The organism is Flavobacterium sp. CFBP9031 (genome assembly GCF_034044945.1).
GTDB lineage: Bacteria > Bacteroidota > Bacteroidia > Flavobacteriales > Flavobacteriaceae > Flavobacterium.
Genome location: NZ_JAXCWF010000003.1, coordinates 173,132 through 187,473, shown reverse-complemented (window position 1 = coordinate 187,473; position 14,342 = coordinate 173,132). Strand labels below are relative to the sequence as shown.

Annotated in this window: 14 protein-coding genes and 1 tRNA gene; 4 read left to right on the top strand and 11 right to left on the bottom strand. The window is 33.8% G+C overall.

Annotated features, from left to right (window positions below; translation table 11 throughout):
- The first annotated feature begins 131 nt into the window (after positions 1 to 131).
- The 4 genes from SOM12_RS06555 to SOM12_RS06540 all read left to right on the top strand — a co-directional run bounded on the left by SOM12_RS06555 (position 132) and on the right by SOM12_RS06540 (position 2,036).
- Positions 132 to 602 (top strand): GIY-YIG nuclease family protein, encoded by a 471-nt coding sequence (locus SOM12_RS06555; protein ID WP_320492823.1) that lies wholly within the window; start codon positions 132 to 134, stop codon positions 600 to 602.
- A complete protein-coding gene (locus SOM12_RS06550) occupies positions 595 to 945 on the top strand; it encodes a hypothetical protein (protein ID WP_320492822.1) in 351 nt (116 codons plus the stop codon). Before SOM12_RS06555 ends, SOM12_RS06550 begins: the two co-directional genes overlap by 8 nt.
- Positions 946 to 1,234: 289 nt before the next feature.
- Positions 1,235 to 1,651, top strand: a complete 417-nt coding sequence (locus SOM12_RS06545; protein WP_320492821.1) for a hypothetical protein — start codon at positions 1,235 to 1,237, stop codon at positions 1,649 to 1,651.
- A 4-nt stretch (positions 1,652 to 1,655) separates the two neighbouring features.
- Positions 1,656 to 2,036, top strand: coding sequence for a hypothetical protein (locus tag SOM12_RS06540; RefSeq protein ID WP_320492820.1), 381 nt, complete (start codon positions 1,656 to 1,658; stop codon positions 2,034 to 2,036).
- Between the two features lie 211 nt (positions 2,037 to 2,247).
- On the opposite strand, the gene SOM12_RS06535 is transcribed toward SOM12_RS06540, so the two are convergent.
- The 11 genes from SOM12_RS06535 to mraY all read right to left on the bottom strand — a co-directional run bounded on the left by SOM12_RS06535 (position 2,248) and on the right by mraY (position 14,244).
- Positions 2,248 to 2,321: transfer RNA gene (locus SOM12_RS06535), tRNA-Arg, on the bottom strand.
- An 82-nt stretch (positions 2,322 to 2,403) separates the two neighbouring features.
- Entirely contained in the window at positions 2,404 to 2,853 is a 450-nt protein-coding gene (locus tag SOM12_RS06530) for a GatB/YqeY domain-containing protein (RefSeq protein WP_320492819.1), read from the bottom strand.
- A gap of 199 nt (positions 2,854 to 3,052) precedes the next feature.
- A complete protein-coding gene (gene ftsZ, locus SOM12_RS06525; protein ID WP_095928592.1) occupies positions 3,053 to 5,047 on the bottom strand; it encodes a cell division protein FtsZ in 1,995 nt (664 codons plus the stop codon).
- 78 nt (positions 5,048 to 5,125) lie between these two features.
- A complete protein-coding gene (gene ftsA, locus SOM12_RS06520; protein ID WP_320492818.1) occupies positions 5,126 to 6,532 on the bottom strand; it encodes a cell division protein FtsA in 1,407 nt (468 codons plus the stop codon).
- A gap of 6 nt (positions 6,533 to 6,538) precedes the next feature.
- Positions 6,539 to 7,261: a cell division protein FtsQ/DivIB gene (locus SOM12_RS06515; protein WP_248729504.1), complete on the bottom strand. Its 723-nt coding sequence runs from the start codon at positions 7,259 to 7,261 to the stop codon at positions 6,539 to 6,541.
- A complete protein-coding gene (murC, locus tag SOM12_RS06510) occupies positions 7,248 to 8,597 on the bottom strand; it encodes a UDP-N-acetylmuramate--L-alanine ligase (protein WP_095928589.1) in 1,350 nt (449 codons plus the stop codon). Before murC ends, SOM12_RS06515 begins: the two co-directional genes overlap by 14 nt.
- Positions 8,598 to 8,741: 144 nt before the next feature.
- Complete coding sequence (murG, locus tag SOM12_RS06505; protein WP_095928588.1) at positions 8,742 to 9,830, bottom strand: undecaprenyldiphospho-muramoylpentapeptide beta-N-acetylglucosaminyltransferase; 1,089 nt, start codon at positions 9,828 to 9,830, stop codon at positions 8,742 to 8,744.
- 45 nt (positions 9,831 to 9,875) lie between these two features.
- On the bottom strand, positions 9,876 to 11,186 hold the full coding sequence (locus tag SOM12_RS06500; protein ID WP_320492817.1) for an FtsW/RodA/SpoVE family cell cycle protein: 1,311 nt from the start codon (positions 11,184 to 11,186) through the stop codon (positions 9,876 to 9,878).
- Positions 11,187 to 11,243: 57 nt separating this feature from the next.
- Positions 11,244 to 11,582 (bottom strand): four helix bundle protein, encoded by a 339-nt coding sequence (locus SOM12_RS06495; protein ID WP_320492816.1) that lies wholly within the window; start codon positions 11,580 to 11,582, stop codon positions 11,244 to 11,246.
- A gap of 97 nt (positions 11,583 to 11,679) precedes the next feature.
- A complete protein-coding gene (gene murD / locus SOM12_RS06490) occupies positions 11,680 to 13,011 on the bottom strand; it encodes a UDP-N-acetylmuramoyl-L-alanine--D-glutamate ligase (RefSeq protein ID WP_320492815.1) in 1,332 nt (443 codons plus the stop codon).
- A complete protein-coding gene (gene mraY, locus SOM12_RS06485; RefSeq protein WP_320492814.1) occupies positions 13,012 to 14,244 on the bottom strand; it encodes a phospho-N-acetylmuramoyl-pentapeptide-transferase in 1,233 nt (410 codons plus the stop codon). It abuts the gene before it with no gap.
- Between the last annotated feature and the right edge of the window lie 98 nt (positions 14,245 to 14,342).

The following is a 14,342-nucleotide window of genomic DNA, read 5'->3' as shown; positions in this document are numbered from 1 at the left end:
TTAGGCTTAATTTAAAAATGGTTTTGTATTTGGAATATTTGGCAAATCCGAAGAATGGGCTTAATTTAATCCCAAACTGCTTGTAGCGCGGGAACGTTGTGCGACATTGCCAAATAAATAGGAAAAAATAAATGACAGATAATAATCCATACATATTTGATTTAATCTTAAAAGATTTAAAAATTGAAAGCTGGATAGATTTCAAGTCAAAAAAAGTAGTATTAAAACTTTTCAAACCTTTAACAGGATTAGATTACAAAATCTACGTTCTACATACTAACAATAAAGTTCTCTATGTTGGAACAACAAAAAGAAGTATTAAAAACAGATTAAATGGAGGACTCAATGCGGATGGCAAAAATGGTTATCATGGATACAAATGGAAAAATTTGAACACAATTAAAATTTTAATCTGGAATTTTAAGGATTTAGATAAGGAAAAAATAGAAAATATTGAAGCAGAACTTGTCTATATTATAAGAAAAGAAACAGGAAGATGGCCTGAATTACAAAACGAAATCCATTTTAATAACCACTACCAGAATACAGGAAATAGTTTAGCAATATTAATGTACAAACAAATAACAAACATAAATGGATAAAAGTATAAGCGCGTTAAATCAATTTAAAGATAGCCTAAATAATAAAGAAGAATATGGAAACGATGGTTTTCAATTTAATGGACTTGTAGAGTATAAAGTAGCTGGACAAACTACAATTGAAGTTTTAGAAGTTATATTAATTATCGGTGGTTTTGAGCCTATGATTAAATTAGATATTTACGAAAAAGGAATTAAAATTACAAAAGATGATTTTCATTTAGATTTTAATTCGAGATTTGCTAATACCGAATTTGACTTTAATTCTGCAAAACCAAGTATAATTATAACTGGTAAAAATTCACCTAAATTAGGAAATTACTCAGTTGAAATAACAGAAATATAGTACCGTCGCACAACACACGTTATGAGATATTTGATCAAAATTGCTAAAAACACATTATAAGATATTTTATTAAAATTTAAATTATGACCGCAGAATTAAAATTGACATTTAATAATACACCGCAAAATTTGTTGAACATAATTCAAGTTCTTTTTCCATCTAATAATGTTCCTCTATCAATATAATTAATAATACTGCTTATCAGAACAGACCTATACTTCACAATTGTTTTGTACATGGTTTTCAGGCTTCTGATTCAACCTTATTATTTCAAATTACTGGACATGAATTGGTTATCCAAATTGAACTTCCTCCAACAAATAACCTTTATGTCGCATTGAAAACTAAAGTTAATTCTTATCACAAAATATTAATTAACTATTTTGAGAATAATAATATAGATACTTCAAAAATTAATCAAGAAGTTATAATCTCGTCAGAAGATAGCTATATTTTGGTCGGGAAAATTCCGAATAGAAACAAAGAATTTTCAAAAGAACTTGAAAATAATAAACTTCGTTTATTAATAATTCCAATAACAATTTTATTGTTAAATATTGGAGCAAAAAAATTAGGATGGATAAGTAATATTGAAAGTATTGTTTCAAGTTCAATTTCAACATTATTTGCAATAATTATTTGGTATATAGTCGAATATCTTACTTTCACTAATGAAAAAACATTTAAATTTCAACCTATAAATTAACAATATGGAATTCTCAAAAAATATAAATGAATTGGAATATATTCAAAATCTAATTTCAGAAATTACTTTGGCGTTTCCAAATTATAACGTTTATGCTGAAAGAAAATACGGAAAATTCAGACCAGATATTACAATAGAAAACATTTATGGTAATATTATTATTGAGATTAAAAACTCAAGAAATTATTCTAGTCTTCCATTTAGCACAATAATTCAATTAGAAGATTATAAATTACATATTCCTAATAGTGAAATAATTTTAATTAGTTTATCAGATGTAAATGAATTAATGAAAGAAAAGCTAAAAGAAATGGAAATAAAGACTTTTATTAAACCCGATTTTAAGTCAATTATTAAATACCTAAAAGAGAAAAACATCTCATAACTGCTACAACGGATTTGGGCAATAGGTTGGGAATTAAACCTTAACTTTTGAACCTGAAAAAGAATTGTAAGACGTGACAAATCCATGACGGGATTCGAACCAAAATTTCCTTTAAATAATGGCACCTATAAAACTACAAGAAAAGCTTGAAAATTTTCGAACCACAAAAAAAGCCTGAGAATCTACATTCTCAGGCTTTTTCTTTTCAAAGTGACCCCGGAGGGGTTCGAACCCCCAACCCTCAGAGCCGAAATCTGATATTCTATCCAGTTGAACTACGAGGTCAGTTTATTTATGATTTTAGATTATAGATTTTAGATTACTGATTGGAATCTAAAATCTACAGTCTAAAATCTAAAATTATTATTTACGAAAGTAATTTCTTTACAATTGTAGAGATGGTTTTTCCTTCAGCAGTTCCTCCTAATTGAGCAGATGCTAATCCCATTACTTTACCCATTGAAGCGATTCCAGAAGCTCCTGTTTCAGCAATAATTTTTGCTATTACAGCTTCTACTTCTTCTTCGCTTAATTGAGCTGGTAAAAACTTCTCGATTACAGCAACTTGAGCCAATTCTGGTTCTGCTAAATCTGGACGGTTTTGCTCTGTAAAGATTCTTGCGCTTTCTTTACGAGTTTTAACCAATCTCTGAAGTAATTTAATTTCTTCATCTTCTGATAAATCTTCTTTAGATCCAGAAGCTGTTGAAGCTAATAACAATTCCGATTTAATTGCTCTTAAAGATTCTAATGCTACTGTATCTTTTGCTTTCATGGCCGTTTTGATTTCGTCCATGATTTGTGTTTGTAAACTCATGTTTATGTTTTATTTAAAATAAGCCGAAGCTTATTAATTGATATATTAATTTGGCCCTTCGACTTCGCTCAGGGTGACCATAAGATTCACTTTAAAAACCTATTTAGGAAGTCAAATTTTGAAATTCTGTGCGAAGATAAAAAAAATAACCCGAAAATTAAATCCAATTTTCGGGTTACCAAATATTATGATTCTAAAATTAATCTACGTTATCGTGCAAAAATGAATTGTTTGAACGTAATTGCAAATCGTTGTTACTATCTGTTCCAACAGAAATTCTAGAATTTGTATTGTTAGATTGTGAATTAGACAAATCTATTCCTAATCTTTTATAAGCTGGCTCTTTTTCCAACTCATCAATTCTAGAAACATTGTTATGGAATTTATAGTTAAATTCTTTTAGTTTCTTTCTTCTTTCTTCAGCTCTTAAACGCAATGTTTCTTCAATAGTTAATTCTAAAGGAGAAACTTCAGAAGTTGTAGCCAAATCAGGTTGACTAGCAAAATCTGGTCTTGGTTTCAACGTGATGTTTAATTCCTCTGGGATGGTTTCTTCAACTACTTTTTCAACTGGTTTAGAAGCCAATAAATCGTTTTCAACTTCCATATATTCTTCTAGAGAATATTTAATGATTCCGTTGTCTGAAACTTCAGTTACAGGAACAAATTGTACTGGATCGTTTACTTTAATATCACGAGTTTCATTTGTCAATTCAAACAAAACTCTGTTATCTTCAACAACTGGTTCTCTTTTTATAGGCTCTTGCTTGAACAAAGGAAGATCAAAAGAAAAAGTAGTTTGCTCTTCTCTTTCAAATACTCTTTGCTGTTGCACCGGCTGCTGTTGTACTGGTGGCTGTTGCACTTCTCTTGCTACTGGTGTTTCAGGAGCAGAGATTGTAAAATCGATATCGGTAATTGGCGAAACAATTTCGAAAGTTACATCAAGATTTTTGATAAACTCAGACATAACCACTAACTCTTCCTGATTGATAGCTGGAGCAACAGCTTGAACTGGAGTCGGAGTAAAAGTTTCGTCATCATCAATTAAATCAAAAACTACTTTATCTTCCACTTTTGCTGTTGGTGTATCCACAGTTAAATCAAAAGATGCAAGCGGTTTATTGGTTAGATTATGAACACTTCTTTGCTCATCTTCTAACGTATGAATGATTTTCTTTGGTTCTGTATTTACAATTTCATTTTGTTGTTCTACATCAAAACCTGTCGCAATAATAGTTACTGCAATAGCTTCGCCAAGACTTTCGTCTTCACCAACTCCCATGATAATGTTTGCGTTGTAACCAGCTTCATCTTGGATATGATCGTTGATTTCTCCAATTTCGTCCAGAGTAATCTCATTAGTTCCAGAAACGATAAGCAACAATACGTTTTTGGCACCTGTAATTTTATTATCATTCAACAATGGAGAATCCAAAGCCGAAACGATAGCATCTTTAGCTCTGTTTTCGCCTTCAGCTACAGAAGACCCCATTATAGCAGTCCCACTGTTGGCCAAAACAGTTTTCGCGTCACGTAAATCGATATTCTGAGTATAGTGGTGCGTAATTACTTCGGCAATACCTCTAGAGGCTGTTGCCAAAACTTCATCCGCTTTCGAGAATCCAGCTTTAAAACCTAGATTTCCGTATACTTCTCTTAATTTATTATTGTTGATTACAATTAAAGAATCGACTTGCTTACGCAATTTCTCAATTCCAATAATAGCTTGCTCCTGACGCACTTTCCCTTCAAACTGAAACGGAATGGTCACGATACCAACTGTCAATATTTCTCTTTCTTTTGCTAATTGCGCAATTACCGGAGCTGCACCAGTTCCAGTTCCTCCACCCATACCAGCAGTAATAAATACCATCTTAGTACCGCGATCCAACATCTTTTCAATATCAGAAATACTTTCAATTGCAGACTGTTGTCCAACATCTGGATTTGCTCCAGCTCCTAGCCCTTCAGTTAAATTAACTCCTAACTGAATTTTATTGGGAACTGAACTATTTTGAAGCGCTTGCGAATCGGTATTACAAACGATAAAATCTACGCCTTTAATACCTTGTTTGAACATGTGGTTAATTGCGTTACTTCCGCCTCCACCTACACCTATTACTTTGATTACATTTGATTGATTTTTTGGTAAATCAAATGAAATACTTCCAAATTCTGAGTTGCTCATCATCTTTTTGGTTTTTTGAAATTCTTATTAAGTACATTTTTTACTTCTTGACTTGGGGCAAGAAATAATCCTTCTCTTTTATTATTCTGCGTTGTCTAAAAATTCTTTGATTTTGTCGACATATCGATCAAAAAATGATCTTCTTATTTTGGTTTCAGTAGATTCATTTTTAGGCACCTTCTGACTTACAACTTCTTCAGGCTCATCAATGGTTTCTACTCTTTCAACGTAGTTTTCTTCTACTTCGTATCGCTGTACTGGCGGAGCGGTTCTATAAACAATTTTTGGTTGCTCTTTTACCATTTCCATTCTAACAGCGCTTTGCGAACTGTTTTCGATACTGTTCATTACTAATCCTACTGCAGTTGCATATAACGGGCTAGAGATTTCTTCTCCAGAGTTTCCTGCCAAATGCTCGTTCGGATAACCAATTCTTGTATCCATTCCTGTAATGTATTCTACCAGCTGCTTAATGTGCTTTAATTGTGCACCACCACCTGTTAATACAATTCCAGCGATTAGCTTTTTACGAGGATCTTCGTGTCCGTACGCTTTAATTTCTGCAAAAACTTGCTCTACAATTTCCACCACTCTTGCGTGGATAATTTTAGATAAATTTTTAAGCGAAATCTCTTTTGGTTCTCTTCCTCTCAAACCTGGAATAGAAACAATCTCGTTATCTTTATTTTCGCCTGGCCAAGCAGATCCGAATTTTATTTTTAAAAGTTCAGCTTGTTTTTCGATGATCGAACAGCCTTCTTTGATATCATCTGTAATTACATTTCCACCAAAAGGAATTACAGCCGTATGGCGAATAATACCGTCTTTGAAAATAGCTAAATCTGTTGTTCCACCACCAATATCGATAAGCGCAACACCAGCTTCTTTTTCTTCCTGACTCAAAACAGCATCTGCCGAAGCTAATGGTTCTAATGTCAATCCAGACAATTCTATTCCTGAACTCTGAATACATCTCCCAACATTTCTGATTGAAGATGCCTGTCCAACTACAACGTGAAAACTAGATTCTAATCTTCCGCCATACATTCCGATTGGCTCTTTAATTTCAGACTGTCCGTCAATTTTGAACTCTTGTGGCAAAACGTGAATAATTTCTTCTCCCGGTAACATCGCCAGTTTGTTTACCTGATCGATTAGAAGCTGAATATCTTTTTCGCCAATTACTTCTTCTGGATTATTTCTGCTGATGTAATCTGTATGCTGAATACTTCTGATGTGCTGTCCGGCAATACCCACAACCACATCTTTAATTTTGTATCCTGAATTATTTTCTGCTTCGACTATCGCCTGCTGTATCGATTGAATCGTCTGCGTAATGTTGTTTACTACTCCTCTGGCAACACCCAAACTTTTGGATTTACCAATGCCCAAAATCTCCAACTTACCATATTCATTTTTTTTGCCAATCATGGCAACGATTTTGGTTGTTCCAATATCTAGACCTACTGCAATATTATCTTTTTCCATTTTCTATTATTTAGTGCAAACTACTTGTTCCGTAAACCTAAGGTCAATTTTTTTGTATTTGTATAACGAACTATCTAAAACTGCTTTTTGAAAAAAGGCTTTATAGTTTCTAAATTTCTTATCAACATTCATCGTTCTTCCAAAATCTATGAAGTAATCATAGTTACGATTAAACATTTTTAAGCTTCCATTCGGCATAATCTCTACAGCAATGATGTTTTTTTTCAAAAACGCATCGTCATAAATTGTGCGAAATAAAGCTGCTAAATCTTCGTTATTTTTTTCATTTATTGCCCCTGAAACAAGAGGAACTCGCGCAGTGAAATTGTCCGATAAGGGCATTTTATTTCCCTCATAGTCAATATAAAAAGAAGCAGCGCCGTCATAAACTCTTGCTATGGGCGTCTTCTGTTTTACTACTGCTTTTAGAACTCCATCAATACTTACAAAAACGTTTGACTTCTCAATCATCTCTTGCGTATCGAGGGTTTTCTCTATCTTATTCAAATCTAGTTCATCTTTTCTAATACTGGAAGCGTCTCTTCTATTTTCTATCAACAATTTATTAACCGTCTCTGGCTTCACAAAAAGCGTATTTTCTCCTACAAAAACGACTACTGATTTTTTCAATTTTCGATCGCCATTTCGGTGCTTAGCGAAAGAATATAGAAACAAAACCAGTCCGAAAATAAGTACTAATCTAATATTTGCCCAATTAAATATTTTCATTTAAAACCTTTTTAATTGACGGAACCATCTCTCCCAGATCACCAGCTCCAATTGTTACAATAATAGGTGCATCACTGGCTTTAATTTCACCTAATAAATCTTCTTTTGTAACAATCTTTTTGTTCGAATTTGTCATTTTACCCAAAAGCCACTCAGAAGTTACTCCTTCCATCGGAAGCTCTCTAGCAGGGTAAATATCCATCAAAAACACTTCATCAAACTGCGATAAACTTGCTGCAAATCCGTCGACAAAGTCTCTTGTTCTGCTAAACAAATGCGGCTGGAAAATTGCCAAAACTTTACGTCCTGGATACAACTCTCTAACTGCTTGATGAACAGCATTTATTTCTGTTGGATGATGTGCATAATCATCAATATATACTAAATTTTCACTCTTAATTTGATATGAAAAACGTCTTCTAATTCCGTTGAATGAAGCAATGGCTTTTGCAATAGAATCGGTCGGGGTGCCGAAAGTCTTAGCCATCGCAATAGCCATCAATCCATTCATTAAATTGTGTCTTCCAGGCAATCCAAAACGCAAATCTTTCATAATTTCTGATGGCGTCTGCACATCAAAAACATAAGCCCCATCTTCAATGCGAACATTAAAAGCCTTATAAACAGCATCTTCATTTACAGCACATTGAACTCCCTCTAAAGGCAACTCTTTTGTAATGAAGAGATTATTTTTATCTTCTACTTTTGAAGCAAACTCTCTAAAAGAAGCCTCAATTGCATCACTAGTTCCATAAATATCCAAGTGATCCGCATCCATAGAAGTCACACAAGCGATGTCTGGACGCAAATGCAAAAATGATCTGTCAAATTCATCTGCTTCTACCACCGTTACCGTTTTTCCGCTTCCGATTAAATTTGAATTATAATTCTCTACAATTCCACCAATGAAAGCAGTTACATCAGCACCGCTTTGAAACAAAATATGCCCCAAAATACTAGAAGTCGTTGTTTTTCCATGCGTTCCTGCAACTGCAAAACAAAAAGTATCTTTACTTATGATTCCAAGAACTTCAGCTCTTTTTTTAACCTGGTAATGTCTTTCAATAAAATAATTCCATTCTGAATGTGTTTTTGGAACCGCTGGCGTATATATCACCAACGTATTCTCCAAATAATAATCTTTTGGAATTAAGCTTATATCATCTTCAAAATGAATATCAATACCACTCTCAATCAATTCATTAGTTAGCATAGAAGGCGTTTTGTCGTAACCTGAAACTTGTTTTCCAATAAACTTGAAATAACGAGCCAGAGCACTCATTCCGATTCCTCCGATACCAATAAAATAAACGTTTTGTATTTGATTTAAATTCATTTTTTTTTTGCTTTATGCCGTAAGCTTTAGGCTGTAAGCCTATAACTTTTGTCTTTATTTTCTAATCCTCTTTTATCCTTTTAATCTATATTACGTTTTAGATAGCATTCTCAAGCTTAAAGTTGATTGCCTATAGCTTACAGCTTATCTAATTAACTTGACAATTTCAGCCACAATATCTTGTGTAGCTCTTGGTTTTGCCAATTTTTTAATGTTATCACTTAATTGTTTTTGTTTTCCAGAATCTTTCAGCAGCGCTTCAAAAACAATGCTAAACTGACTGTCAAGCTCAGATTCTTTCAACAAAATCGCACCTTTAGCATCAACAATCGCTTGTGCATTTTTAGTCTGATGATCCTCAGCTACATTAGGTGACGGAATAAAAATCACTGGTTTCCCTACAATGCACAATTCTGACACTGATGAAGCACCTGCACGTGAAATTATGACATCCGATGCTGCGTAAACAAAATCCATTCTTTCAATAAAATCGACCACTTTTACATTTGGCTGATTGTATTTTTTATAATCTTCAAAATATAATTTTCCACATTGCCAGATTACCTGAACATCTTGCGAAAGGAAATTTTGCAATTCTTTTTCAATTAACTGATTGATTCTTCTTGCTCCTAAACTTCCTCCTAAAACCAGTAATGTTTTCTTATTCGGATCTAAGCCATAAAAAGCAATTGCTTCTTCACGTTTGCTTTCAATGTCAATTAAATCCTGACGAACCGGATTCCCTGTTAAAACAATTTTTTCTTTTGGAAAAAAACGCTCTAAATTTTCATAAGCCACACAAATTGCATTGGCTTTCTTGCTCAACAATTTGTTTGTAATTCCTGGATAAGAATTCTGCTCCTGAACCACTGTTGGAATTCCTGCCGAACCTGCCGCTTGCAATAAAGGTCCGCTGGCAAAACCACCCGTACCGATTACCACATTGGGCTTAAACTTTTTAATTATTCTTTTTGATTCCAATAAACTGCTTGCCAGTTTAAGAGGAAACATTAAATTTTGCAATGTCAATTTTCGCTGTAAACCAGCAATCCAAAGACCTTTTATTTCGTAACCTGCCTGAGGCACTTTCTGCATTTCCATTTTATCTCTGGCACCTACAAAAAGAAACTCTGCATCAGGAAATTGTAATTTCAATTCATTTGCAATCGCAATCGCAGGATAGATATGTCCTCCTGTTCCTCCTCCGCTAAGTATGAATTTATACTTTGTCATCTGTCTAAAAATTACAACTTTTTAAAAAATTTTTATATTTTAATCTTATTTGTTTAAAACCGCATTCATCGGATTTCTAGAATTGTCTTCTATCGAATACATTGCCTCTTCTTCATATATTTCATCTGCTGGTAAATCCTCTTCTGCCATTTCTTTATCTATCAATCGCTGTAAGGCCTCTTTTCGTTTTTCTCTATCCAGTTTATCCTCAGCAATTTCTTCTTCTTTTCTCGTTACACTAATGATAATTCCGAGCCCAAGACAGGTCATCCAAATCGAACTTCCCCCGCTACTTATCAACGGAAGTGTCTGCCCTGTAACTGGCAACAATTCTACCGCAACCGCCATATTAATCATCGCTTGAAATATCATCGGAAACCCAACACCAACAACAACTAATTTTCCAAACACCGTAGGAGCTTTATGCGAAGCAATTACAAATCGGAACAATAACAACAAATACAAAATAACAATTGAAACTCCTCCAACCAAACCGTATTCTTCTACAATAATGGCGTAAATAAAATCGGAAGAAGATTGCGGCAAAAAGTTCTTCTGAACACTTTTTCCTGGACCTAATCCTCCTAATTTTCCAGATGCAATTGCAATTTTTGCTTTTTCTATCTGATAATCATCTTCGTCTGGTTTGTCTGTTGTAAAATTTGTAATACGACTTTCCCACGTTGAAACCCTGCTAAAAAATCTCGAATCTGGAAAAGCTTTTGCCACTAAAAGGAAAAATGCTAACATCGCAACTCCTGAACCAATGATAAAAGCAATATATTTTAATGGATATTTACCAATAAATGTCAGCATCAAAACCATTGCAAAAATTAACGCCGTAGTCGAAAAGTTTGCTGGAAGAATTAATACTAATGTGATAAATACTGGAACCCAAAGCTGAATCAATGAGGTTTGAAATGGCTCATTTTCTTCTTTAGTCTTCGACAAATAACGCGCTACATAAATAAACAAAACAATAGATGCCAATGTTGATGTCTGAAACGTAATTCCGATAAAGGGAACCTGAATCCAACGACTCGCATTTGCACCAGCGATAACAGTTCCTTTTAAAAGCGTATAAAGCAGTAAAATCCAAACCACTGGAAGCGCAATCTTCGAAATGGCTCTAAAATAGTGATACGGCACTCTATGCACCCAGTAAATAATTAAGAATCCAATACAGATATGCGCTAGATGTTTTACTAAATATCCTAATGTATTTCCTGTTCCGTGCCCAATATAAGCCAAATTACTACTTGCACTAAAAACAGGCATAAACGAAAACAACGCCAATAAGGCCACAAATGACCATATTACCCTATCTCCTTTTAGTTTGTTTACTAATTGCTTCATTGTAGATTTCTGATTTTAGATTTTAGATTTTAGATTATTTTCCAAAACCTTCGGTTTTTATTGATTGATTCTTTTATTTACTGTTTTTAAACTACTCACAAAAATTGCTGTTAATTCATTTGCTTCTTTTAACAACGTTTCTAATTCCTCTTTAGCAATCCACATTTTTTCTTTTATTATTTCTAACCAAAATAAAGTCTCGTCTGATTCTTCTAAAACGATATTCATTTTGGCTACAAATTCTCTATCGCTTCTGGCCCGACAAACTGCTCGATAATTTGCTCCAACAGATGTTCCGCTTCTCACTATTTGATTAGTTATTGATCTAATCACATTTGTGTTTGGCATTTTTTCAGCCAATTCAATTATCATTAAAGAGAATCTTTTTGTTCTCATTTTCATTTCATCCGTCGTCATAATAAAAAAGAACTTAAAATATTTAATAATCTAAAATTTCAAAGTTTAAAGAAAATCTAAACTCTAAAATCTAAAATCATAAATTATGCACCGCTTGCTTAAATTGTTTTCCTCTGTCTTCGTAGTTTTCGAATAAATCGAAACTTGCGCAGGCTGGAGACAATAAAACCACGTCGCCTTTTTCTGTTAATCTTTGAGCAGTTTTTACTGCATCATTCATATTATTTACTTCAACCATAATATCAACAACGTTTCCAAAAGCATCAATAATTTTACGGTTATCGATTCCAAGACAGATAATTGCTTTTACTTTTTCGCGTACTAAAGACATTAATTCGTTGTAATCGTTTCCTTTATCAACACCTCCAACAATCCATACTGTTGGCGAATTCATACTATCCAAAGCAAAGAAAGTAGCGTTTACATTTGTTGCTTTTGAATCGTTGATATATTGAACGTTCTGTATTTTTAATACTTTTTCTAAACGGTGCTCAACACCTTGGAAATTAGATAGACTTTCACGAATCGTTGCATTTCTAATTTGCATCAATTTAGCTACAGAGCTTGCTGCCATGGCGTTTTTCATATTATGTTTTCCTTCTAACGCAATGTGTTCTGTATCCATTGTAAACTCTTCTTGGTTGATCTTTATTTCCATTTTGTTGTTATTTATAGAAGCCCCTTCATCAAATTTTTTCGTCAATGAAAAAGGAATTAGTTTTGCTTTTGTTTTGTTCTTTTTTAACCATTCTGTACTTGCTTCATCATCTGCATCGTAAATCAGATAATCACTTTCAGTCTGGTTCATCGTTATTCGGAACTTCGAATTGATATAATTTTCATATTTATATTCGTATCGATCTAAATGGTCTGGACTTATATTGGTTATTATTGCAATATCGGGTCTGTAATTTATTATTCCGTCTAACTGAAAACTGCTTAATTCAAGAACGTAGGCATCAAATTTATTCTCGGCCACCTGCCAGGCGAAGCTCTTTCCAATATTCCCTCCCAATCCGACATTTAATCCTGCATATTTCAACAGGTGATGGGTCAGCATTGTTGTGGTTGTTTTACCATTACTTCCTGTAATCCCGATAGTCATTGCTTCCGTGTAAGGAATCGCAAATTCAATTTCAGAAATAACTTTCACTCCTGCCGCAACCAACTTTTTTACTATCGGAGACTTGTCAGGAATTCCTGGGCTTTTCATTACCACATCTGCATTTAGAATTAAATCTTCTGTATGCTGCTCTTCTTCCCAGGCTATTTTATTAATGATAAGAACTTCTTTGTAACTCTCTTTTATTTTTCCAAAATCGGATACAAAAACATCATATCCCTGTTTCTTACCGAGGATCGCGGTTCCTACACCGCTTTCTCCTCCTCCTAAAACTACTAGCCTCATTTATCTCAGTTTTAAAGTGATGATTGATAAAATGGCTAACATTACAGCAACAATCCAGAAACGGGTTACGATTTTACTTTCGTGGTATCCTTTTTTCTGATAATGATGATGCAAAGGCGACATCAGGAAAATTCTTCGTCCTTCTCCGAAACGCTTCTTCGTATATTTAAAATAAGTTACCTGAATAATTACTGAGGCACTTTCTGCTAAGAAAATTCCACAGAACAAAACAATCAATATTTCTTTACGAACTGCAATGGCTAAAACTGCGATAATCCCTCCAATGGTCAAACTTCCCGTATCTCCCATAAATACAGAAGCTGGATAAGAATTGTACCAAAGAAAACCAATCAATGAACCAACAAAAGCGGAAATAAAGACCGTCATTTCTCCCGAGTTGGGGATGTACATAATATTCAGATAATTTGAAAAAATGATATTACCAGAAACAAACGTAAATATTCCGAGCGCGAGGACGGATATTGCAGAAGTTCCTGCCGCGAGTCCATCGATTCCATCTGTTAAATTAGCCCCATTTGAAACCGCTGTAATAATAAAAATCACTACTGGAATAAAAATTAACCAAGCCCATTTCTCATATCCATCTCCCATAAAAGACAATACTTCAGCATAGTCAAATTCGTTGTTTTTTACAAAAGGAATTGTCGTTGCTGTAGATTTTTCTTCAATAGGCGCTGGTAATACAACTGTTGTGTTTCCCGCTGTTTTAAAAATATCTGTACGTCCAGTATCTGTTCTTACCGTAACCGCAGGGTTAAAATAAAGAACCGCTCCTACTATAATTCCAAGACCAACTTGACCAATTACTTTAAAAATACCTTTTAAACCTTGTTTGTCTTTTTTGAATATCTTGATGTAATCGTCAACAAAACCAATTGTTCCCATCCACAATGTTGTTACAATCAGCAAAACAATATAAATGTTGTGCAATCTTGCAAATAACAAAACCGGAACTAAGGTTGCAAAAATGATAATTAAACCACCCATTGTTGGCGTACCAGCTTTTTCATTCTGACCTGCAAGACCAAGCTCACGTACGGTTTCTCCAACTTGCTGACGGCGTAAAAAGTTAATTACTCTTTTACCATAAATAGTCGACAGAAGCAACGAAAGCATAAATGCCAAAGCTGATCTAAATGTGATGTACTGGAAAACCCCTGTTCCAGGAACGTCCAATGTTTTATCAAAATATTCAAATAAATAGTACAGCATATTTTCTTATTTTTTTAAATTCCAATCTCGAATTAAATTCCAATTTTTTAAAACCCAAAATCCAAATTTTATTGGGATTTGGAATTTGAAATTTCCTT